Origin of the sequence: Albirhodobacter sp. R86504 (assembly GCF_042466415.1) — a bacterium.
Lineage (GTDB): Bacteria > Pseudomonadota > Alphaproteobacteria > Rhodobacterales > Rhodobacteraceae > Albirhodobacter.
On sequence record NZ_JAXHCH010000002.1, the window covers coordinates 2728914 to 2750787 of the forward strand.

The 21874-nt window shown below is 59.3% G+C and carries 23 protein-coding genes; 17 read left to right on the forward strand and 6 right to left on the reverse strand.

The window, feature by feature from the left end:
* Positions 1–46: 46 nt before the first annotated feature.
* Positions 47–1009: an N-acetyl-D-Glu racemase DgcA gene (gene dgcA / locus SJY32_RS15175; RefSeq protein ID WP_376877249.1), complete on the forward strand. Its 963-nt coding sequence runs from the start codon at positions 47–49 to the stop codon at positions 1007–1009.
* Positions 1010–1021: 12 nt separating this feature from the next.
* Complete coding sequence (locus tag SJY32_RS15180) at positions 1022–1882, forward strand: D-amino-acid transaminase (RefSeq protein ID WP_376877251.1); 861 nt, start codon at positions 1022–1024, stop codon at positions 1880–1882.
* A gap of 115 nt (positions 1883–1997) precedes the next feature.
* On the opposite strand, the gene SJY32_RS15185 is transcribed toward SJY32_RS15180, so the two are convergent.
* Entirely contained in the window at positions 1998–2789 is a 792-nt protein-coding gene (locus SJY32_RS15185) for an N-formylglutamate amidohydrolase (RefSeq protein ID WP_376877254.1), read from the reverse strand.
* A 144-nt stretch (positions 2790–2933) separates the two neighbouring features.
* Here SJY32_RS15185 and pyk point away from each other — a divergent pair, with 144 nt between their 5' ends.
* The 8 genes from pyk to mscL all read left to right on the forward strand — a co-directional run bounded on the left by pyk (position 2934) and on the right by mscL (position 10112).
* On the forward strand, positions 2934–4379 hold the full coding sequence (pyk, locus tag SJY32_RS15190; protein WP_376877257.1) for a pyruvate kinase: 1446 nt from the start codon (positions 2934–2936) through the stop codon (positions 4377–4379).
* 211 nt (positions 4380–4590) lie between these two features.
* Complete coding sequence (locus tag SJY32_RS15195) at positions 4591–4815, forward strand: hypothetical protein (protein WP_376877260.1); 225 nt, start codon at positions 4591–4593, stop codon at positions 4813–4815.
* Between the two features lie 121 nt (positions 4816–4936).
* Complete coding sequence (gene rpmI, locus SJY32_RS15200) at positions 4937–5137, forward strand: 50S ribosomal protein L35 (RefSeq protein ID WP_376877263.1); 201 nt, start codon at positions 4937–4939, stop codon at positions 5135–5137.
* A gap of 15 nt (positions 5138–5152) precedes the next feature.
* Positions 5153–5530, forward strand: a complete 378-nt coding sequence (rplT, locus tag SJY32_RS15205) for a 50S ribosomal protein L20 (protein ID WP_376877266.1) — start codon at positions 5153–5155, stop codon at positions 5528–5530.
* 129 nt (positions 5531–5659) lie between these two features.
* The gene (gene pheS / locus SJY32_RS15210) at positions 5660–6742 is read left to right on the forward strand and encodes a phenylalanine--tRNA ligase subunit alpha (protein WP_376877269.1); all 1083 of its coding nucleotides are present in this window, start codon (positions 5660–5662) and stop codon (positions 6740–6742) included.
* A gap of 31 nt (positions 6743–6773) precedes the next feature.
* On the forward strand, positions 6774–7052 hold the full coding sequence (locus tag SJY32_RS15215) for a YrhK family protein (RefSeq protein WP_376877272.1): 279 nt from the start codon (positions 6774–6776) through the stop codon (positions 7050–7052).
* A 9-nt stretch (positions 7053–7061) separates the two neighbouring features.
* A complete protein-coding gene (gene pheT, locus SJY32_RS15220) occupies positions 7062–9470 on the forward strand; it encodes a phenylalanine--tRNA ligase subunit beta (RefSeq protein WP_376877275.1) in 2409 nt (802 codons plus the stop codon).
* Positions 9471–9686: 216 nt separating this feature from the next.
* Positions 9687–10112, forward strand: a complete 426-nt coding sequence (gene mscL, locus SJY32_RS15225; protein WP_376877278.1) for a large conductance mechanosensitive channel protein MscL — start codon at positions 9687–9689, stop codon at positions 10110–10112.
* Between the two features lie 59 nt (positions 10113–10171).
* Here mscL and ald read toward each other — a convergent pair whose 3' ends face one another.
* Positions 10172–11284 (reverse strand): alanine dehydrogenase, encoded by a 1113-nt coding sequence (ald, locus tag SJY32_RS15230; RefSeq protein WP_376877281.1) that lies wholly within the window; start codon positions 11282–11284, stop codon positions 10172–10174.
* 135 nt (positions 11285–11419) lie between these two features.
* On the opposite strand from ald, the gene SJY32_RS15235 reads away from it, so the two are divergent.
* Positions 11420–11878 carry an Lrp/AsnC family transcriptional regulator gene (locus SJY32_RS15235; protein ID WP_376877284.1) on the forward strand — a complete coding sequence of 153 codons (459 nt, stop codon included), beginning with the start codon at positions 11420–11422 and terminating at the stop codon, positions 11876–11878.
* An 8-nt stretch (positions 11879–11886) separates the two neighbouring features.
* Here SJY32_RS15235 and SJY32_RS15240 read toward each other — a convergent pair whose 3' ends face one another.
* The gene (locus SJY32_RS15240; protein WP_376877287.1) at positions 11887–13341 is read right to left on the reverse strand and encodes a TrkH family potassium uptake protein; all 1455 of its coding nucleotides are present in this window, start codon (positions 13339–13341) and stop codon (positions 11887–11889) included.
* 113 nt (positions 13342–13454) lie between these two features.
* The gene (gene rpsU / locus SJY32_RS15245; protein WP_376877290.1) at positions 13455–13661 is read right to left on the reverse strand and encodes a 30S ribosomal protein S21; all 207 of its coding nucleotides are present in this window, start codon (positions 13659–13661) and stop codon (positions 13455–13457) included.
* A gap of 96 nt (positions 13662–13757) precedes the next feature.
* Between rpsU and SJY32_RS15250 the strand changes: the two genes are divergently transcribed.
* Together SJY32_RS15250 and SJY32_RS15255 are read left to right on the forward strand one after the other, a co-directional pair.
* Entirely contained in the window at positions 13758–14447 is a 690-nt protein-coding gene (locus SJY32_RS15250; protein ID WP_376877293.1) for a COQ9 family protein, read from the forward strand.
* Positions 14444–15412, forward strand: a complete 969-nt coding sequence (locus tag SJY32_RS15255; protein ID WP_376877296.1) for an NAD(P)H-quinone oxidoreductase — start codon at positions 14444–14446, stop codon at positions 15410–15412. Before SJY32_RS15250 ends, SJY32_RS15255 begins: the two co-directional genes overlap by 4 nt.
* Positions 15413–15591: 179 nt before the next feature.
* On the opposite strand, the gene SJY32_RS15260 is transcribed toward SJY32_RS15255, so the two are convergent.
* Entirely contained in the window at positions 15592–16275 is a 684-nt protein-coding gene (locus SJY32_RS15260; protein ID WP_376877299.1) for a ribonuclease T, read from the reverse strand.
* A gap of 135 nt (positions 16276–16410) precedes the next feature.
* On the opposite strand from SJY32_RS15260, the gene SJY32_RS15265 reads away from it, so the two are divergent.
* Positions 16411–17169: a DUF1013 domain-containing protein gene (locus SJY32_RS15265; RefSeq protein ID WP_376877302.1), complete on the forward strand. Its 759-nt coding sequence runs from the start codon at positions 16411–16413 to the stop codon at positions 17167–17169.
* A gap of 83 nt (positions 17170–17252) precedes the next feature.
* On the opposite strand, the gene SJY32_RS15270 is transcribed toward SJY32_RS15265, so the two are convergent.
* Complete coding sequence (locus SJY32_RS15270; protein ID WP_376877305.1) at positions 17253–18731, reverse strand: NAD-dependent succinate-semialdehyde dehydrogenase; 1479 nt, start codon at positions 18729–18731, stop codon at positions 17253–17255.
* A gap of 386 nt (positions 18732–19117) precedes the next feature.
* Between SJY32_RS15270 and SJY32_RS15275 the strand changes: the two genes are divergently transcribed.
* The 3 genes from SJY32_RS15275 (at position 19118) to panC (ending at position 21762) form a co-directional block, all read left to right on the forward strand.
* On the forward strand, positions 19118–19900 hold the full coding sequence (locus SJY32_RS15275; RefSeq protein ID WP_376877308.1) for a L,D-transpeptidase: 783 nt from the start codon (positions 19118–19120) through the stop codon (positions 19898–19900).
* 166 nt (positions 19901–20066) lie between these two features.
* On the forward strand, positions 20067–20879 hold the full coding sequence (panB, locus tag SJY32_RS15280) for a 3-methyl-2-oxobutanoate hydroxymethyltransferase (RefSeq protein WP_376877311.1): 813 nt from the start codon (positions 20067–20069) through the stop codon (positions 20877–20879).
* A 43-nt stretch (positions 20880–20922) separates the two neighbouring features.
* Positions 20923–21762 carry a pantoate--beta-alanine ligase gene (gene panC / locus SJY32_RS15285; RefSeq protein WP_376877314.1) on the forward strand — a complete coding sequence of 280 codons (840 nt, stop codon included), beginning with the start codon at positions 20923–20925 and terminating at the stop codon, positions 21760–21762.
* Positions 21763–21874 lie beyond the last annotated feature (112 nt).

The following is a 21874-nucleotide window of genomic DNA, read 5'->3' on the forward strand; positions in this document are numbered from 1 at the left end:
TTGACGGGTCGGCAACGGCCCGTCAGCGTTTGAGAAAGGGCGGGCGATGATTTCGGTAGAGGCGGAGCGGTTCAAGCTGGCGGAGGTTTTCACGATCTCGCGCGGGTCAAAAACTGAGGCGGCGGTTGTTACGGCGCGGGTGACGCGCGGTGGTGTAACGGGGCAGGGCGAGGCTGTGCCCTACGCGCGCTACAACGAGAGTATCGAGAGCGTCATTGCGCAGATCGAAGGACTGCCCGCCGATATCACGCGCATGGATTTGCAAGAGGCGCTGCCGTCCGGAGCGGCGCGCAATGCGGTTGATTGCGCGCTGTGGGATCTTGAGGCAAAGACGCTTGGCAAGCGGGTATGGGAAATGGCGGGTTGGCCCGCCCCGCAGCCTGAGGTGACGTGCTATACCTTGTCGCTCGATACGCCCGAGCGGATGCAGGCCGCTGCCGCGCGCCATGCTGACCGTCCGATTTTGAAGATCAAGCTGGGCACCGCGGATGATATGGCGCGACTGGAGGCGGTGCGTCGCGGCGCGCCGCAGTCAAAGATTTTGGTCGATGCCAATGAAGGGTGGGACGTCGCGACGTATCTCGATTTGGCGCCGCACTTGCAGCGTCTTGGCGTGGTGCTGGTTGAACAGCCCTTGCCTGCCGGTGCGGATGAGGGGCTGCGCGGGATCGCGCGCCCTGTTCCGATCTGTGCGGATGAGAGCTGTCACGATCGTGCGTCTTTGGAGGGCATGGCGGGGAAATATGATTTCATCAACATCAAGCTCGATAAAACCGGCGGCCTGACGGAGGCCCTTTTGTTGCGCGATGCGGCGGTGCAGCAGGGCTTTGGGATTATGGTTGGCTGTATGGTCGGGTCCAGCCTTGCGATGGCGCCCGCCCTCATTGTTGCGCAAGGTGCCGGATTTGTGGATCTTGACGGCCCGCTTTTGTTGGCACAAGACCGAGATGCGCCTTTGCGATACGCAGAGGGAATGGTTTACCCCCCCGTAGCAGAGCTTTGGGGCTAAGAGGAGAAAGCGATGAGCCGGACAGTTTATGTGAACGGAGCCTACCTGCCCGAAGAAGAGGCGACCGTCTCGATTTTCGATCGCGGGTTCCTCATGGCGGACGGGGTTTATGAGGTGACGTCGGTGCTCGACGGCAAGCTGGTTGATTTTCAAGGCCATGCTATCCGTTTGGAACGCAGCCTGAAAGAGCTGGACATGGCGCAGCCGATGTCGACCGAAGAGTTACTGGCTGTGCACCGCGAGTTGGTGTCGCGCAACGACATCGTCGAGGGCATGATCTATCTGCAAGTGACGCGCGGCAATCCGGGCGATCGTGATTTTGCCTACCCGCCGGCCGATACCCCGCCGACGGTTGTTATGTTTACGCAAAATAAGCCCGGCTTGGCCGATAGCCCTGTTGCGAAGACCGGCATCAAGGTCATTTCCGTCGAGGATTTGCGTTGGGGACGGCGCGATATCAAAACTGTGCAGCTTCTCTATCCGTCGATGGCAAAGATGGCCGCAAAGGCCGCTAAGGTTGACGATGCTTGGTTGGTGGAAGATGGCAAGGTAACCGAAGGCACTTCAAACAACACCTACATCGTTAAGGGTGGAACGATTATCACGCGTGAGCTGTCGCATGACATCTTGCACGGAATCACCCGCGCTGCCGTTTTGCGTTTCGCCGCCGAGGCCCAAATGCAGGTTGAAGAGCGCGCATTCACCATTGAAGAAGCGCAGGCCGCAGATGAAGCGTTCTTCACCTCCGCCTCCGCCTTCGTGATGCCGGTGGTCGAGGTCGATGGCGCTCAGATCGGCTCCGGCGCGCCTGGTCCGGTTGCGACCCGTCTGCGCGAAATTTACCTTGAGGAAAGCCTCAAGGCGGCGATCTAAGGCGCGTTTCGTCTCGCGAGATCATGATAAAAGTTAGAAGGCCGCCTCAACGGGCGGCCTTTTTCGTGAAAGGCGGTGGTGCGACGCTGTCTGCCGCCGCCGTCCCCTCGCGGTGTCAGATTCCGGCGCGGCGCAAAGCGGTTTCGATAATCGGGGCGAGCAGATCCGCCCATGCAATTTGCCCGTCCTCGGAGGCAATCAGATCGTTGCGCACTTCAATCAACACATTCGGGCGCGACGTTTGCAGCGCGTGCCTGTCGATGGAGTCGCCATCCAGATGGCCCGAGTAGGGTTCGTTGTCGCCTGTCAAAATCCCTGCTGCGCGCAAACCCTCGATCAGAGGCAGGGCGAGGCGCGTGTCGCGATGTGAGTAAAGCACCGCCGCTTGCCACGGGCGCGGGGGGCGTCCCTTCAACTGGGGTGTGAAGGAATGGATGGCGCAGATCGCACGGTCGGGGCGCTGCGCCGCCAGCGCCTCATAGGCGGCGTGATAGGGCCGGTGCAGGGCGTTGAGGCGGCGTTGCTTCTCCGCCTCATCGGCGTGGCGATTGGCGGGGATAATGGTCCCGTCGTAGAGCTTCATGAGCAGGGTCGGATCATCCTCGCCGCGATTGGGGTCGATCACGAGGCGCGAGAAGGTCGACTCGATGACCGGCGCATCGAGCCGGTGCGCGAGCCGGTGCGCCAAGCCCTTCGCGCCGATATCGAAGGCGATATGTCGCGCCATGTCTTGCGGCGAAATTCCCAAGGTCGGGTCAATCGGCTCTGGCACCGCATTGGAGGCATGATCGCATGTCACCAACCATCGTGATTGGCGCGCATGGCCTGTAACGAGATAGGCGGGATGTGGCCCCGGGAGGGGGAGAGGTGGGGCGGTTTCGGCGGAAGGTTTTAGATCAATCGTCATGCTATTTTAGTAAACCGCTGTCATTGGGATGGAAAGGCAGGATATGTTGGCGCTAACGTATGGGGCATTGCTCTTGTCGAGAATATCCGACAATATGGGGTTGGCCCACTAAATTTAACAAATGACAACAGGGGACGAGGCAATATGAGACGCCTTCGGAACGTGAAGATTGTGGCTACGTTGGGCCCAGCTTCCAGTGATTATGAGACAATTCGCGCGCTGTTTGAAGCAGGGGCAGATGTGTTCCGGCTCAATATAAGTCACGGCACACATGCCGAGCAAAAAGAGCGCTATGACATTATTCGCCAGATCGAAGTCGATACAGGTCGGCCGATCGCCGTTTTGGCCGATTTGCAAGGGCCTAAGCTGCGCGTTGGCGTGTTTGCCGCAGGCGAGCATGATCTGGCCGAAGGGGATAAGATCCGATTTGATCTTGATCCGGCTGAGGGGGATGCAACGCGTGTGCAACTGCCGCATCCTGAAATCTTCGCGGCGCTCAAGCCAGGCGCGAGCCTTTTGATCAACGACGGTAAAATCCGCGTTGTGGTCGAGGATTGCGGCGCCGATTTCGCGCATTGCGTTGTCACCATCGGCGGCACAATCTCCAACCGTAAGGGCGTGAACGTGCCGGATGTGTTGCTTCCGCTCGCCGCGCTCTCGGATAAAGATCGCGCGGATCTGGAATTTGCGTGCTCGATCGGTGTGGATTGGCTGGCGTTGTCCTTCGTGCAGCGCCCAGAGGATGTCCTTGAGGCGAAAGAGCTTGCCGCAGGGCGCGCGTCGATCGTGTCGAAGATTGAAAAGCCGCAAGCGGTGGAATCCTTCGACGAGATTTTGGCCGTGTCCAACGCGATCATGGTGGCACGTGGCGATTTGGGCGTGGAGCTTCCCGTGCACTCAGTCCCGCCGATCCAGAAGCGCTTGATCCGCAAGTGCCGCGCTGCCGGTAAGCCGGTCATCGTCGCGACTCAGATGCTCGAGAGCATGATCGAAAGCCCGATGCCGACACGCGCGGAAGTGTCTGATGTCGCCACCGCGATTTATGAAGGCGCTGATGCGATCATGCTGTCGGCAGAATTGGCCGCCGGTCGGTATCCGATCGAGGCTGTCTCGACGATGAATTCCGTCGCGATGAGCGTCGAGAGCGATCCGACCTACCGTCAGGTGATCGAGGCGTCCCGCCCTGCAACCCGCAAAACGGTTGCAGATGGTATCGTCGCGGCAGCGCGCGAAATTGCGGAGACGACAGAAATCGCGGCGATCTGCTGCTACACGCAGTCCGGCAAAACGGCGAGCCTCGTAGCCCGCGAGCGTCCGCGTGTGCCGATCATCGCGCTGTCGCCTGTGGTCGGGACGTTGCGCAAGCTATGCCTGACGTGGGGTGCGCATAACGTGCATTGTGAGGAAGTCGAGCGTTTCAAAGCGGCGGTTGTCAATGCGGCGCGTGCGGCGCGGGCCTATGGTTTTGGCGATGAGACCGACCAGATCGTTGTGACGGCGGGTGTGCCGTTCAACGTTCAGGGAACCACGAATATCTTGCGTGTCGCCCCGTGTGACGAGCGCCTGATCTTCTCGGCCGATCCCGAGTAAGCCTATCTCGCCTCATAGGCGAGGGAAGCAGCTTAATGAGGCCCCTGCACATTGTGTGGGGGCTTTTTACGTGAAGGAGGCTTGGCTCTTCGCGCGGGATCAAATGGCCGCGATGCGCCTCACCTTGTCTGCAATTCTTGATTTGAAGTTTACCTTTTGTTAACGCTGAGGGAGGTGCAGGGCTGTCGCGCCGCTTTTTAGTGAGCTTCTTATGCAGAGTGATTATTTTCTTGTCTTTGGCCTGATCGTTGCGGCCTTCGCCATTCCGGCCGCTGTTTCCGCGTTTTCTGATAGCCGCCCGCCCCGTTCGGCCGCGATTGCCTTGATGATCGGCGGCGCGATGCTGTTGATTGCCTTCTTGGGTAAGCCAAGCGGTTACGCCCCTGCGCAGATTCCCGATACTTTCGCGCGGGTCTTTGCAGATATCATCAAGTAAATTCCCTGACGGGCTTGTCAAACGTCACGCGCTGTCGTAATTGGCGCGCTCTAATCGTTGCGCGACCGGCTTAAGTGGCATGCCGAGTCGCGTAGAACCCCACTCGAAAGAGGAGATGGAAATGCCCAAAATGAAGACAAAATCCGCTGCGAAAAAGCGGTTTTCGTTCACGGCTTCCGGCAAAGTAAAAGCTGGTGCAGCTGGTAAACGTCACGGCATGATCAAGCGCTCGACGAAGTTCATCCGCGACACCGCGGGCACGATGGTTCTGGCTGATTGCGATGCCAAAATCGTCAAAAAATACATGCCCTACAACCGCTGATCGGAGGCCTGAACCATGTCACGCGTCAAATCGGGTAAAGTTACCCACGCTTCGCACCGCAAAGTCATCAAGAAAGCGAAAGGCTACTACTCGGCCCGTTCGCGCAACTTCCGCACAGCTACGCAGGCCGTCGATAAGGCAATGCAATACGCAACGCGGGACCGTAAAGCCCGTAAGCGTAGCTTCCGCGCTCTGTGGATCCAGCGTATTAACGCTGCTGTTCGCGCATACGATTTCGAGATGACCTACTCGCGCTTCATCAACGGTCTGGCTTTGGCCGGTATCGAGGTTGACCGTAAGGTTCTCGCGGATCTCGCAGTGCACGAGCCGGAAGCCTTCAACGCGATCGTCGAGCAAGCCAAAGCGGCTGCTGCGAAAGCTGTTGCTGCCTAATCCAACCGGATTACGCCGAAATCGCCCCGTGCTGGCTTAATTGCCCGCGCGGGGTTTTCTTTTGCCTGATCGCGCTTGAAAATCGGGCGGCGCGTGGGTAGCACGGGGCAACCTTCAAGGAGAATTGGCATGGACGCGCTCGACCTGCTCAAAGCAAAATATCTCGACGGAATCATCGCGGCCTCGGATGAGGCATCGCTGGAGGAAATCCGGCTGGCGGCTCTGGGCAAGAAGGGCGAAATCTCGTTGCAGATGCGCGAGCTGGGCAAAATGACGCCGGAAGAGCGCCAAACCACCGGCGCCGCGCTCAACCGTCTCAAAGATGAGATCGACGGCGCGTTGCGCGCGAAGAAAGAGGCGCTGGCCGATGCCGCCCTTGATGCGCGTCTGGCGTCGGAATGGCTGGATGTCACGCTGCCGTCGCGGCCTAAACGCCAAGGCACGATCCACCCGATTTCCCAAGTGATGGATGAGGTCACCGCGATCTTCGCCGATATGGGCTTTGCCGTGGCCGAGGGCCCGCAGGTCGAATCCGATTGGTATAACTTCGACGCGCTCAATATCGCGCCCGAACACCCCGCCCGCCAAGAGCATGATACGTTCTTCATGGCGAGAAACGCCGCCGATCCGCGCCCGCCGCATGTTTTGCGCACCCACACCAGCCCCGTGCAAATCCGCGCGTTGCAGGACCGCGGCGCGCCGATCCGCGTGATCGCACCGGGCCGCGTTTACCGCATGGATATGGACCAAACCCACACGCCGATGTTCCACCAAATCGAGGGCATGGCGCTGGGCAAGGATATCTCGATGGCGAACCTCAAATGGGTGCTGGAAGAATTCTGCCGCGCCTTCTTCGAGGTCGATGACGTCGAACTGCGCTTCCGCGCCTCGCATTTCCCCTTCACCGAGCCCTCGGCAGAGGTCGATATCCGCTGCTCATGGGATAACGGCCAGTTGAAAATCGGCGAAGGCGACGGCTGGATGGAAATCCTCGGCTCCGGCATGATGCACCCCAAAGTGCTGGCCGCGGGCGGGATTGATCCGAACGAATACCAAGGCTTCGCGTTTGGCATCGGCATCGACCGCCTCGCCATGCTGAAATACGGCATCCCCGACCTGCGCGCCTTCTTCGAGTCCGACCTGCGCTGGCTCCGCCACTACGGTTTCGCGGCGCTCGATTTGCCGACGGTGTTCGGGGGGTTGAGTAAGTGATCTACCGCAACGGCCCACATAAGAGCCGCGCATGAAACTGTTTGAGGCATCGTCCGCAGATCATTCGCCAGAACAACGCCGCTTCGTTGCGATGACGGAGATTTGCTACACGATCGTCGATTTCAGCGCGGCGCTCTGCTTCATCGTGGGCTCGATGTTTTTCTTTTATGACAGCCTCCAGAACGCTGGAACGTGGCTGTTTCTGATCGGATCGCTTTTCTTTGCGGCCAAGCCGACAATCCGCCTATGGCGTGAAATCAAACTTTTGCGGATGGGCGATTATGCCGATATCGCATCCAAGAAACACTAGGAGACAGACATGAAATTCACCCTCTCCTGGCTCAAGGATCATCTCGACACCGATGCGTCGCTCGATCAGATCCTCTACGCCCTTACCGATCTCGGCCTTGAGGTTGAGGAGGTTGTGAACCCCGCCGCGAAGCTGGCGAATTTCACGCTTGCCAAAGTTCTTCACGCGGAACAACACCCTGATGCCGATAAGCTGCGGGTGTGTCGTGTGATGTCGGATGAGGGCGAGAAGCAGATCGTCTGCGGCGCGCCCAATGCCCGCGAAGGGATCACGGTGGTTCTGTGCAAGCCGGGCGATTATGTGCCGGGCATTGATACCACGCTGGGCATCGGCAAAATTCGCGGCGTTGAAAGCCATGGGATGATGGCATCCGAGCGCGAATTGGAGCTGTCGGACGAGCATAACGGCATCATCGAGCTGCCCTCGGGCGAGGTTGGCGAGAAGTTCGTTGATTGGCTGGCCGAGAACCGTCCCGAGACGGTGGACCCGATGATCGAGATTGCGATCACGCCGAACCGGCCCGATGCTTTGGGCGTGCGCGGCGTTGCGCGCGATCTGGCGGCGCGGGGCGTGGGGACGCTTAAGCCTCTCAATGTGGTCCCCGTCGCGGGCACGTTCAAAAGCCCGATTGGCGTGGCGATTGATCCCGCGCTGAAGGCGAAGGGTTGTCCGCATTTCACGGGGCGGGTTATTCGCGGCGTCAAAAACGGACCCAGCCCCGAGTGGCTGCAGCGACGTCTCAAGGCGATTGGCTTGCGTCCGATCTCGGCTCTTGTCGACATTACCAACCTGTTCACCTTCGATCTGAACCGTCCTTTGCATGTGTTTGATGCTTCGAAGGTCGCCGGCGATCTGCGGATTGTGCCGGCAGTTGGCGGCGAGGAGTTCGTGGCGCTGGATGACAAAACCTACTCCCTGCGCGCAGGTCAGATGGTGATTGTTGATGATAACGGGGTGGAAAGCCTCGCCGGGATCATGGGTGGCGCGGTATCTGGCGCGCAAGACGATACGGTAGACGTATTCCTGGAAAGCGCGTTTTGGGATCCGATCACGATTGCGACCGCGGGCCGCGCGCTGAAAATCAACTCCGATGCGCGGTATCGGTTTGAGCGCGGCGTTGATCCGGCGTTCACCCGTGACGGGTTGGAATTGGCGACGCAGATGGTGCTTGATATCTGTGGTGGCGAGGCGTCCGAAGTTGTTGAGGACGGCGCGGCTTTGGATGTGTCGCGGGCGTATAAGCTGGATCCGGCGCGGGTTATCTCACTGGTTGGGATGGATATTCCCGAGGCGGAGCAGCGCGCGACCTTGACCGCGCTCGGCTTCACGCTGGAAGGCAACATGGCGCATGTGCCGACGTGGCGGCCCGATGTTTTGGGCGAGGCCGATCTGGTCGAGGAGGTCGCGCGGGTGGCCTCCCTGACCAAGCTTGTCGGAAAGCCGATGATGCGCGAGACGACCGGCGTGCCCAAAGCGATCCTGACCCCGATGCAGGTTCGCGAGAAAACCGCGCGGCGCACCACAGCGGCGTTGGGCTACAATGAATGCGTGACCTATAGTTTCATCGACGCAAAATCCGCTGTGATGTTTGGCGGCGGCGAGGATGCGACGCGGATCGAGAACCCGATCAGCTCGGAAATGACGCATCTGCGCCCCGACCTTCTGCCCGGTCTGTTGCAAGCGGCGGCGCGGAACCAAGCGCGCGGCTTTGCCGATATGGCGCTGTTCGAGGTTGGCCCCGCGTTCCATGGCGGCGAGCCGGGCGATCAGCATTTGCAAGCGACAGGTCTTTTGGTTGGCTCCACCGCGCCGCGCGATCCGTTCGGCTCGCGGCGCCCTGTCGATCTCTATGACGCAAAGGCCGATGCCGAGGCCGTTCTGGCGGCCATCGGCGCGCCCGCAAAGGTGCAGATCAATCGCAAGGTCGCGGGCTGGTGGCATCCGGGCCGGTCTGGTGTGATGGGGCTCGGCCCTAAAGCGCTTTGCGCCTTTGGCGAGGTGCACCCGAAAGTGCTGCGTGAGATGGGGATTAAGGGGCCTGCTGTTGCTTTCACGATCTGGCTTGAGGCAATACCTTTCCCCAAATCCAAATCGACCACGCGCGCGGCGCTGCAACGCTCTGACTTGCAAGCGGTTGAGCGCGACTTTGCCTTCGTGCTCGACGCGCAGGTTGATTCTCTGACGGCCGTGAATGCCGCATTGGGCGCGGATAAGGCGTTGATTGAAGGCGTTTCCGTGTTTGACCAATTCACAGGGGAAAAGGCCGAGGCGCAAATGGGCGCTGGCAAGAAATCAATCGCTTTGTCGGTTCGGATGCAGCCGAAAGACAAAACGCTGACCGATGCGGAGATCGAGGCCGTTTGCGCCAAAATCGTCGAGAAAGTCAGCAAAGCGACGGGCGGCACACTGCGTAGCTAACGCCGCCAATTTGCTGGACCAAAAGAAGCCCCCTGTCCATCGCGGAGAGGGGGCTTTTTTCGCCCCGTGCGCATTCGCCCAGTCGTCAAAGATATGCTTGTCTGATCGAGGCGCAGCTTACGTAGCGTCCACTAAGTTAGGCGGATGATACGGGGCTAGGAATGTGTTAACCTTTTCGGTATCGGAAAAAATCAACTAATCAGTATGGGACAGGTTATGCTCAAAGAGTTCAAAGACTTCATCGCCAAAGGCAACGTTATGGATCTCGCCGTCGGGATCATCATTGGCGCTGCGTTCACCGCCATCGTGAGCTCGCTGGTGGCTGATCTGATCAATCCGATCATTGGCCTTGTGCTGGGCGGCGTTGATTTCACCAATATGTATCTTGTTCTGTCGGGTGATGTGCCCGCGGGCGCTAGCCTTGATGCCGCGCGTGAGGCAGGGGCTGCCGTATTCGCTTACGGCGCGTTCATCACGGCCGTCATCAACTTCCTGATCATTGCGTTTGTCGTGTTCATGCTGATCAAGGCGGTCAAGAAGATTCAGGCAGAGAAGCCCGCCGAGCCCGCCGAGCCTGCCGCTCCGAAGGGACCGTCGGAGCTTGATGTGCTTTTGGAAATTCGCGATCAACTCAAGAAGTGAGATCCGCGTAAATCCGGAAGGCCCCGCCGTGGTGCGGGGCCTTTTTGCGTTCGGGGGGATTATAAGGCGAGCGCTTGCTCGACCGAGATCACGGGCAGATTCTGGGCAACGCCGACCGCTGCATAAGTCAAATGCCCCGCGTGCGTATTCAGTCCCGCCGCAAGATGTGGATCGGCCTTGCAGGCCTCCCGCCAGCCCTTGTTTGCCAGCGCCACGACGAAGGGGAGGGTGGCGTTCCCCAACGCAAGTGTGGAGGTGCGAGCAACGGCGCCGGGCATATTTGCGACGCAGTAATGCACGATTCCATCGACCTCGTAGATCGGGTCTTGATGGGTCGTCGCCTTGGAGGTCTCGAAACATCCGCCCTGATCGATCGCGACATCGACAAGCACCGCGCCGGCCTTCATCGTGCCGAGCATCTCGCGCGTGATGAGTTTTGGCGCCGCGGCACCAGGGATAAGGACCGCGCCGACGACGATATCAGCGGCGGAGACAAGCTCGGCAGTCAACGCCTTAGAGGCATAGCCCGTGCGGAAATCGCGGCCGAATTGATCATCGAGCTGGCGCAGGCGGGGCAGGGAACGATCCAGAACGGTGACATCAGCGCCCATACCCGCCGCCACGCGCGCGGCATGCGTGCCCACAACCCCACCGCCAATCACCAAGACGGTCGCGGGCAAAACGCCGGGAACGCCGCCCATCAAAACGCCGCGCCCGCCATTTGCTTTTTGCAGCGCCCAAGCGCCAACCTGCGGCGCGAGCTTGCCCGCCACTTCCGACATCGGCGCGAGAAGCGGTAAGCCGCCAGTGCGATCTATCACCGTCTCGTAGGCGATGCATGTGGCGCGTGATGCGAGGAGGTCTTGGGTCTGCGCGGCGTCAGGCGCGAGATGGAGATAGGTGAAGAGCACTTGGTCTTCGCGCAGGCGTGCCCGTTCAACAGCTTGAGGCTCTTTGACCTTAACGATCATCTGCGCGTCCCAGACCGCGTCAAGGTCGGTCACTTGCGCGCCTGCTGCGGTGTAATCGTCATCCCCGAAACCGGCGCCCAGCCCTGCGCCAGCCTCGATCAAAATCGTGTGGCCATGGGCGCTCAATTCGGCGCAAGCAGCCGGCGTCAATCCGACGCGGAATTCTTGAGGTTTGATTTCTTTGGGGCAGCCGATGATCATGATGTTCTCCCTGCTTTAGAAGGCAAGTATCGCGCCTTTTTGATGATAAGAGTTTGAAAATATCGCTGGAGTCTGGCGCTATGTTGGAATTATTCTGCGTGAAACCCAAGAAGTGTAACAGAAAGTTGTGCATTTATGGAATTGGACGCGACAGACAAACGAATTCTGATGGTGTTGCAACGCGAAGGCCGCGTGACGAATGCGGAGTTGGCGGAACGGGTCAATCTTTCGGCTTCTGCGTGCCATCGGCGGGTTCAGCGGCTTGAAGAAGGCGGCGTGATCCGCGATTTTGTGGCGTTACTCGATGCGAAAGCGGTGAACCGCGCGATGGTTGTGTTTGTTGAAATTACGCTTTCGGCACAGACGGATGACGTGCTTGACGCGTTTGAGCGTGAGGTGCGCAAGATCGACGATGTGTTGGAATGTCACCTGATGACGGGACAGGCCGACTACATTTTAAAAGTCGTCGCACAGGACACCGAAGATTTCGCGCGCATCCATCGTCAGAAGCTCGCGCGTTTGCCGGGCGTCGCCCAGATGCAATCGGCGCTCGCATTGCGGACGGTGTTCAAGACAACCGCACTGCCGGTCTAAGGGCTGTGTCAGTCGCGCCAGAACCGCGGCAGCAGAATGACAAAAATCGCCAGCAACCCGAGTCGCCCGAGCAGCATGTTTAGGCTCATGATCCAGGTTGCGGCATCGTTGAAATCGACCATCGTGCCCGTGCGATTGACGAGCGGGCCGATCCCGTAGCCGATATTCCCGATGGATGTCCAAACCGCGAATAAGGCGGAGGTGAAATCAACGCCCGTCATCGAAATTGCCTCTGCCGAGATCCCGCTGACCAGAACGTAGCCAGTGAAGTAAAGCATCAAGGGCTGGACAACGTCTTCGGTCAGGGTGTGCCCGTTATATTGCGCGGGGGCGATGCGGTTTGGCGAATAGAGACGCCGGATGGCCGCGCGCAGAACTGCGCCGAACAATTGCCAGCGGAAGACCGAAATCGCCCCCGAGGATGATCCGGAGCATCCGCCGATCATCCCGATCGTGAAGGCGACCATCAGCGGGAATGATCCCCACGCACTGACATTGTCCGAGCCAAAACCCGTGCCGGTGAGAATGGAGGCGATGTTGAACAGGCTGGTCCGCAACACGTGTTCGAAGCCGGCGTCGGAGTTCACAAGCCGCCATAAGATCACAACAGCGCTCGCATATCCGAACCACCGCAGCATCGCCCGCACCTGCAAATCGTGCCAGATCGGGCGGGCGTCGCCGCGCATGAGTTGAACAAACCGGATGAAGGGCATCGCGGAGAGCAGCATGAAAATCGTGCCAACATATTCCGATGCGCCGCGCAGTGACGGCTCCGAGAAGCTAGCATCGTAGTTTGAAAACCCGCCCGTTGCGACACAGGCCATCGCATGCACAATCGCGTCGATCGCTTTTTGCCCGCAGATCGCAAAACTGATCGCGCAAAGGACAGTTAGCGCGGCGTAAACTTGCAGAAGCGAGACGGCAATGTCGCGCGCGCGGGGGAGAATTTTTCCAAATGTATCGAACCCTTCGGTCCGGAAAAGCTGCATCCCGCCGACGCGCATCACGGGTAGGAAAATCATCGCGACAAACGCGATGCCGAGGCCGCCCATCCAATTCAGCATCCCGCGCCACAAAAGAACACTTTGCGGCAAGTCACCGAGGTGGGTGATGACGGTCGAGCCAGTGGTTGTGAAGCCTGAAACCGATTCGAAGTAAGCATCTGTGAAGCTGATATCGGGTTCGCCAAAGATGAAGGGAAGGGCGCTGACGGCGGGTAACACCAGCCAGATCCCCGCGGTGAGCAGCCAAGCCTCCCGCAGGCCGAGTGTGGCTTTTTGATGCGAGTGGCTCGCGATTGCGGTGAGGCTGGCGCCGAGGATGGTCACGACCATCGCCTCGAAGAAGCCGGCCCAATTTGCATCTCCGCGCACTAAATCCAATGCCATCGGGAAAGCCATTGTCACGCCCAGAGACGCTGCGATCAGGCTTAGGATGTGGATGACTGGGCGAATTTCAGGCATGAACGTTGTGCTATGCGCAAGAGAAAACGATGGGGGGAGAGTTGAAAAACCCCCGATGGCTGGGCCTCGGGGGTTGATCTGATGCGGGCGAACCCGCCAGCTTTGGCATGGCCTTAGAGACCGCCTTCACGCTGTGCTTTCTTCCGTGCCAATTTACGAGCACGGCGAACAGCTTCGGCTTTCTCACGGGCTTTCTTCACGGACGGCTTCTCGAAATGTTGCTTGAGCTTCATTTCACGGAATACGCCTTCACGCTGAAGTTTCTTCTTCAGAGCACGAAGAGCCTGTTCGACGTTATTGTCGCGAACGCTGACCTGCATGTGGTTTTCACCACCTTCCTAAGTTTGAGTTGCGTCAGATTGCAGGAAGCGCCCATATAGCAGTGAGAATTTATTTTGTCTACTGGGAGTCTCACGATGGAAACGATACGCAATTCGCGGTTTAGCGTCGAGACGGGGGTTGAGGATCTGCTGGCGGCGATCTTGCCGCATGTGCCCTTCGATGGCTGGTCAGAGCCCGCATTCAAGGCGGCGGTTGGGGATCTAGGGGTTGATCCGGATCTGGCGCGTGTGTTGTGCCCGCGCGGGGGCGTGGATCTCGCCGTTGCCTATCATCTCGCGGGGGACCGCGCGATGGAGGCTGCACTCGCGAAGGCGGATATGAGTGCATTGAAGTTTCGCGAGAAAGTTGCGTTGGCGGTCAAGTTGCGGCTTGAGGGCGCGGATGCGGAACTCGTGCGGCGCGGGGCGTCCATCTTTGCCTTGCCGCAAAATGCGACCACCGGCGGAAAACTCCTTTGGGGCACCGCAGATGCAATCTGGTCGGCGCTGGGTGATACGTCGGAGGATTACAACTGGCACACCAAACGCATGACGCTTTCGGCCGTGTATAGTTCGGTTGTTTTGTATTGGATGGGTGACGAGAGCGAGGGCAAGGCCGACACATGGGCCTTCCTCGACCGGCAAATCGATAACGTGATGCAATTCGAGAAGGTGAAGGGCACCTTGCTGAAGCTGCCATTCGTTCCGCACCTTCTCGCGCAGTTCAACAAACCTGCGCCGAGTGATTTACCGGGCGGATCTTCGAGAAAGGGCGTGCGGACATGAAAGCGATCAAGATCAGCAAGGCCGGCGGGCCAGATGTGCTCACGCTGAGCGATGTAGCAAAGCCCGAGATTTCGTCGGGCGAAATTCTCATCGAGGTGCATTATGCTGGTGTGAACCGTCCCGATTGCCTGCAGCGCGCGGGCCTCTATGCGCCGCCTTCCGGCGCATCGCCCCTGCCAGGGCTTGAGGCGTCCGGTGTCGTCGTGGCCGTGGGCGAGGGCGTTACACAATGGTCGGTGGGCGATCAGGTTTGCGCGCTTTTGCCCGGCGGGGGATATGCCCAATACGCAATTTGCCGCGCGGATCATGCCTTGCCGATTCCCAAGGGCGTCGAAATGCGCGAGGCGGCCTGTCTGCCCGAGACCTGCTTTACGGTTTGGTCCAATGTTGTGATGCGCGGTGGCCTCAAATCTGGCGAGCGGTTTCTTGTGCATGGTGGGTCCTCGGGGATCGGGACGACCGCGATCCAGATCGCAAAATCCCTCGGAGCGGAGGTTTTTGCGACAGCCGGATCGGCGGCGAAAGTGGCGGCGGTGGAGGAATTGGGCGCGCATGGTATCAACTACCGCGATGCTGATTTCGTCGAGGTGCTGACCGCGCATGGCGGGGCAAACCTCGTCTTGGATATGGTCGGCGGGAGCTATATTTCCCGTAACATCAAGGCAATGGCGCCGGATGCGCGGATGGTGTTCATCGCGTTTTTGGAAAGTCCGAAGGCCGAAATCAACTTTGCGCAGGTGATGATGAAGCGCCTGACGATCACAGGATCGACCCTGCGGCCACAGTCGGATGCGGCCAAGGCGGAGATCGCGACAGCTTTGCGCGAACATGTCTGGCCGATGATTGAGGCGGGCGCCTTGCGCCCCGTTATGGATCAGGAGTTCGATCTGGCAGACGCGCGCGACGCCCATCGTCGGATGGAGCAGGGCGATCACATCGGCAAGATCGTCTTGCGGGTAAAGTAAACAGTTACACGAGTGTCATGAGCGTGACGCGCGAGTGTCACGGCTCGGGTTTAGAGAGGGCCGGATCAATATGTCTGGCGGGGGTGGGCTCCGAGGACAGGCCCGCGCTTGACGCGGGAGACGGCGCGCTGAAAGGCGCGCCGTTCTTTATGCGCAGGTATTGCGCGGAGCGAATGGCGTCACCGGACGGCATCCATCCGTGCATCTGTCATGCGGCAATCGCGAACGACATCTGTGCCACATGTGCGCGGCGCCAAATCTTTGGTCAGGCAGATGCGGACTTCTTGGATCCGGCCTTGGGCGCAGGTTACCGTCACCATGTCGCGCGATAAGGCTGGATTGGTTTCCAAGAAGGCTTCCTCCACGACCGAGGCGGGCAAATTGACATCTCTGGTGAGCTTGGTGAAAACTTCCGGGATGGTCACCGAGCGATAAGCATCGCGCATCGCGTCGTAATAGTCAGCGGCGGGAAGCCCTGCGCAACGGCCATGCTTTTTCCATTGATACCAAGCGGTTCCGTCAGAGCCCATGATGTCTTCCATCGCGGCTGATTGTTGGCGGGAGGGGTCGCGATGAGAGGTACGGCAATAGCTCGGGTAGCCGGATTCGTACTGTGGCCAAAGCCCGTGCAAGACGAAGGAGTAATCCTCCCGCGGGTCGCATTGCGGATCATTGCGCGCGTCCCCCGTCAAGGCGCACCATGTCGCCGACCAAGATAGCGCCATGACGTAGTAATCAAAATCGCCAGCGCGCTCGCCATCAGCGCGGGCAGGGGCGGAGAAACCGGTCAGCAGGGTTAGCGCGGCGGCCCCTGTAATCACAGCTGCGCGCAGGGCGCGGGGCATACGCTTAATTTGACGCATTTTCTCTTTCCTCCGTTGAATATCGGGCGTATAAGACGCTCCAATTCCCCCTGAAAACAGGAATAGCGGCACGGGAAGCACCCAAGCCGCAGCCGTTTTTCTCGGCGTGGGAGAGATTTGTAAAGGAGAGATCCGATGACGAAGCCGCTTATGGCGAAAGCCACTGCCGTTTGGCTCGTGGATAACACGACGTTGACGTTCAAGCAGATCGGGGATTTCTGCGGTTTGCACGAGCTTGAAGTACAGGGGATTGCGGATGGCGATGTTGCTGTCGGCGTGAAAGGGTTTGACCCAGTTGCCTCGAACCAGCTGGATGCTGATCAGATCGAGAAAGCGGAAAAAGACGCGTCTCTCAAGCTGCGGCTCAAGAACAATCCTGCTGCGGCGGGTGAGGAAAAGCGCCGTGGCCCGCGTTACACACCATTGTCGAAGCGTCAGGATCGCCCTGCCTCGATCTTGTGGCTTGTGAAATTCCATCCCGAGCTGGCGGATGCGCAAGTGGCGCGTCTGGTCGGGACGACCAAGCCGACAATCGCGGCAATCCGTGAGCGTACGCACTGGAACATCCAGAACATCACGCCGATCGATCCGGTTGCATTGGGCCTCTGCCGTCAGTCCGAATTGGATGCCGAGGTGCAAAAAGCCGCGAAGAAGAAGGCCGCAGAAGGCGGGCTGATGACGGATGACGAGCGCCGCAAACTCGTTTCGACGGAGCAGTCGCTTGGCATGTCGGACGAGCCACGGATGCCATCGGGGATCGCGGGCCTCGAAAACTTCACCTTGGGCAATGCGAAACCTGAGCCGGAGGAAGACGAAGACTCGAAGGATTATTCGAACGCGGACAGCTTCTTCTCGTTGCCTGATGCGGATGAAGACGACGAAGACGATAATTGATCACGCGCCCCTATCGGGGACCGTTCTTGAAAGCGAAGGTCGTGCCAATGTGGCACGGCCTTTTGCTTTGAGGTCGCGGTCGATCAAACCGACAGGCAGATGTATTTCATCTCCAAGTAATCCTCGGTGCCGTGGCGCGAGCCTTCGCGGCCCAAACCCGATTGTTTGACACCGCCGAACGGGGCCAACTCAGTCGAGATGATACCTGTATTGACGCCCACGATCCCGTATTCCAGTGCTTCTTGCACGCGGGTGATACGGCCGATGTTTTGCGCGTAGAAATACGAGGCAAGGCCGAAGATCGTGTCATTCGCGTATCCCACGACTTCTTCTTCGGTCTCAAATTTGAACAAGGGCGCGAGCGGGCCGAAGGTTTCTTCCTGCGCGACCTTCATACCTTGCGTGACATTGGTAATGACGGTGGGTTGGAAGAACGTGCCGCCCAGAGCATGGCGCTTTCCGCCCGTCAAAATGGTGCCGCCGTGATCGAGGATATCCTTGATATGCTCCTCAACCTTGTCCACAGCCTTGCCGGAAATCAACGGCCCGGTGTCGATCCCATCAACCAGCCCGTCGCCGATATTGAGCGCCTCGACGGCCTCTTTGAGCTTGGCGGCAAACGCGTCATACACACCTGATTGCACGTAAATCCGGTTTGCGCAGACACAGGTCTGGCCATTGTTCCGGAATTTCGACGCCATCGCGCCTTTCACGGCTTCGTCGAGATCCGCATCATCGAACACGATGAACGGCGCATTGCCGCCAAGTTCCATGGAGCATTTCATAACCTGCTCGGCGGCTTGCGATAGAAGAATTTTGCCGACGCCGGTCGATCCGGTGAAGGTCAGTTTCTTAACGGTGTGGTTTTCGCAGAACTCTTTGCCGATATCGGAGGCCTTGGTGGATGTGACGACGGAGAAGATGCCCTTCGGCAGCCCCGCGCGTTCGCCCAAGACAGCCATCGCCAGCGCAGAGAGAGGCGTCTCTGACGCTGGGCGTGCGACGAAACCGCACCCCACGGCAAGCGCAGGCCCCGCCTTGCGCGCGATCATGGCGTTGGGGAAGTTCCAAGGCGTGATAGAGCCGACAACCCCGATGGGTTGTTTGATCACTTGAATACGTTTGTCGCGCATATGGCCGGGGATGGTTTCGCCGTAGGTCCGTTTCGCTTCTTCGCCGAACCATTCAATGAAGCTGGCGCCGTAGGCGACTTCGCCCTTCGCCTCTGCCAAGGGCTTGCCCATCTCGGCGGTCAAGATAAGGCCCAGATCGTTTTGATGCGCCATCATTAGGTCGAACCATTTGCGCATGATTTGACTGCGCTCTTTTCCCGTCCGCGCGGCCCATTCTTTCATGGCGATGCGCGCGGCCTCGATCGCACGGGCGGTTTCCGCACGGCCCAGATCAGGCACCGAGCAGATCACGTCGCCGCGCGCGGGGTTCAGCACGTCGAAGGTTGCGCCGTCATCGGCCTCAACCCATTCGCCCGCGACATACGCACGTGTTTCCAAAAGGGATGGGTCGCTGAGAAGCGATTTCAGATCGGTGTTCGAATCGAGCATTGGAGCCTCCTGAGAGCTTTGCAAAAGGTTCACCGTAAAGCGGCGGCTTTGTCCATCCCGTAGCCTGAGTCGCGCGCCCGCACGCGCCTAATTTTTGGGCAAATCTAGGAGAATTCGGACGCGCGGCGGCGGGAACAACATAGCAAACGCCGCCCGATCCGGTTTGGTTCCTTGTGGCGGTCCAGCATTCGTAAAATGCAGGCACATATGCACCATTCGCGTGCCAAAACTGCGTAAGGGCTTGACGCGCCTAGCGATGGTAAGGCTCTTGTGGAGGCTTCCCGCCGGAGTCGCTGGGGGCGATCGGGCGAGGGAAACGGGATGCCGAATAAGACGCTGACTGGGGTGCTGCTTTGAAATTAACGATACTTATGAAGATACGTCGCATGGCGCTTGTGCCTCTGGTCTTGACTGTTGCGGCATGCGCGGGAGGATCACCGACATCTTCGCCGTCGTCCTCGAATGTGCCTTCTGAATATGCGGCGCGCGAGGATGGCACGCGTGTTGTCCCAGCGGTGAACTCGAAATACCTCAACGAGCGTAACAAGCGCCGCTGGGTTGCCTATAACGGGCCCGAAGAGGTCGGCACGATCGTCGTCGATCCCTATGCGCGGGTGCTCTACCATATTTACGAGGAAGGCCGCGCGATGCGCTTTGGCGTGGCTGTCGGCAAGGCGGGCCTTGGGTTCTCCGGCACGGGTGTGATCCGCCGCAAGGAAGAATATCCCAACTGGACGCCGACGCAAAATATGATCCGTCGAGAGCCGGATGTTTACGGCCCGCTCAAGGGCGGATTGAAGGGCGGGTTGGATAATCCGCTCGGCGCGCGGGCGCTCTACCTCTATCGTAACGGACGCGACACCATGTATCGCATCCACGGCACGATGGACCCAAGTTCGATCGGCAAAGCGACATCGGCAGGGTGCATCCGTCTGTTCAATCAAGACGTGATGGATATGTTCGACGAAGTTCCGCTGAACACGAAGGTGAAGGTGCGCACCAAGGCCGAGAGCTTGGAGCTTGAGGGCGAGATGGTCGAGCTCTCGACTGGCTATCTTGTGCCGGCGGCATCATTTGAAGTGATCGACGCGGATCGCGCGATGCAAGAGCAAGCAGCGCAAGACGACGCCGCGCGCGAGGCGGCGCTGACGGGTGATGTGCCTGCGTGAGGACGCATTCGAGAGCGATGAATTGAAAAGGGCCTTCGCGGGCCCTTTTTGATGGGCGCCGGATCAAGCGAGAAACTTTCTTGCGTAGATCTTTCTTTCGACCAAGCTGCGGGATATGAATTGAGCGGGTTTTGCGGCATTCGTGCCGCGCAAGGGGGGATAAGCCATGAGTGCAAGCGCCAGCAACAGGGCCAAGACACCATCAGATATTGCCGCGATGAAAGGCCAGTCAAAGGTCGTTTGCCTCACGGCCTATACGACGCCTGTCGCCAAGATCGTGGACAGTCATTGCGACCTGATCCTCGTTGGTGATTCCGTGGGCATGGTGTTGCACGGGATGCCATCGACCATTGGTGTAACGATGGAGATGATGGTGATGCACGGGCAGGCCGTGATGCGCGGGGCGGTGCGCGCCTTGGTCGTGGTGGATATGCCCTTTGGGTCGTATGAGGAAAGCCCGCAGCAGGCGTTTGGTAACGCGGCAAAAATCATGTCTCAAACCGGATGCGCGGCGGTGAAGCTTGAGGGCGGCATGCATATGGCCGAGACAATCGCGTTTCTGGTGAAGCGCGGGATTCCGGTGATGGCGCATATCGGGCTGACGCCTCAATCTGTGAACACGCTGGGCGGGTATAAAGTCCAAGGGCGCGGCGCAGATGCCGAGCGCTTGCGTGCGGATGCACGCGCCGTCGCGGAGGCAGGTGCGTTTTCTGTCGTGCTCGAGAAAGTGCCGGCCTCATTGGCGGACGCGATCACAGCAGAGATCGGGATTGTGACCGTTGGCATTGGGGCTTCGGCGGGGTGCGACGGGCAAGTTCTTGTCGTCGATGACATGCTGGGCATTTTCGCGGATTTCAAACCGAAATTCGTCAAACGATACGCGCAGGTGGCGCAGATTTCCGAAGCGGCCGTGGAGGCCTATGCGCTTGAGGTCCGCAGCGGTGCATTCCCCGCCGCCGAGCACCTTTTCGCGGATTGATCCGAGTGCGCGCACGCCGCCGCTTGTTCCAGGAGAATTGACTATGACGCAAGTGATCCGCACAGCTGCGGAGCTTCAGGAGAAGGTTGCCGGTTGGAAACGATCGGGAATTTTGGTCGGCGTCGTGCCGACGATGGGCGCGCTGCATGACGGGCATCTTAGCCTCGCGCGGGCCGCACGGGCGCAATCAGATCGTGTCATCGTCACGATTTTCGTGAACCCCAAACAATTTAACAACCCCGAAGATCTCACGAAATACCCGCGTACGGAAGCGCAGGATCTCGCGCTGTTGGAGGCGGAAGGTGTTGATGTCTTGTTCGCGCCGCAGCCTGAGGAGGTCTATCCCGAGGGCTTTGCCACGACTGTTTCGGTGGCGGGGGTCTCCGAGATGCTCGAGGGGGCGAAGCGGCCCGGCCATTTTGACGGCGTTGCGACCGTGGTCAGTAAGCTCTTTGGGATGACGCAGGCAGGGCGCGCGTTTTTTGGAGAGAAAGACTGGCAACAGGTGCAGGTGGTGCAGCGACTTGTGCGTGACCTGAATATCCCGATCAAGATCATTCCGTGCCCGACGATCCGCGAGGCCGATGGTTTGGCAATGTCATCGCGCAATGTGCGCCTGACTGCGCAAGACCGTAGCCGCGCGCCAGCACTTCCAAACGCCATGCAACATGCGGCACAAAGCATCAGATCGGGCGTGCCGATTGCTCAGGCGCTTGAGGAGGCGACGGCTATGATCGTCGCGGCGGGGTTTGGCGAAGTCGAATATCTTGAGCTGCGCGATGCCGAAACTCTACGCGAGGTGAGCGACCTCTCGCGCCCCGTGCGGCTTTTGGCGGCGGCTTGGTTGGGCGATGTGCGGCTGATCGACAATATCGACGTTTAAAGCCGTGCAAGTCACGGATGCGGCCCTTCGTGGGGGGGGATCATCGCTCAACACCCGTTATTTTGGAAATAGATAGCGATACGCCTCGTTTTTCGGTAGCATTTGGGACTGA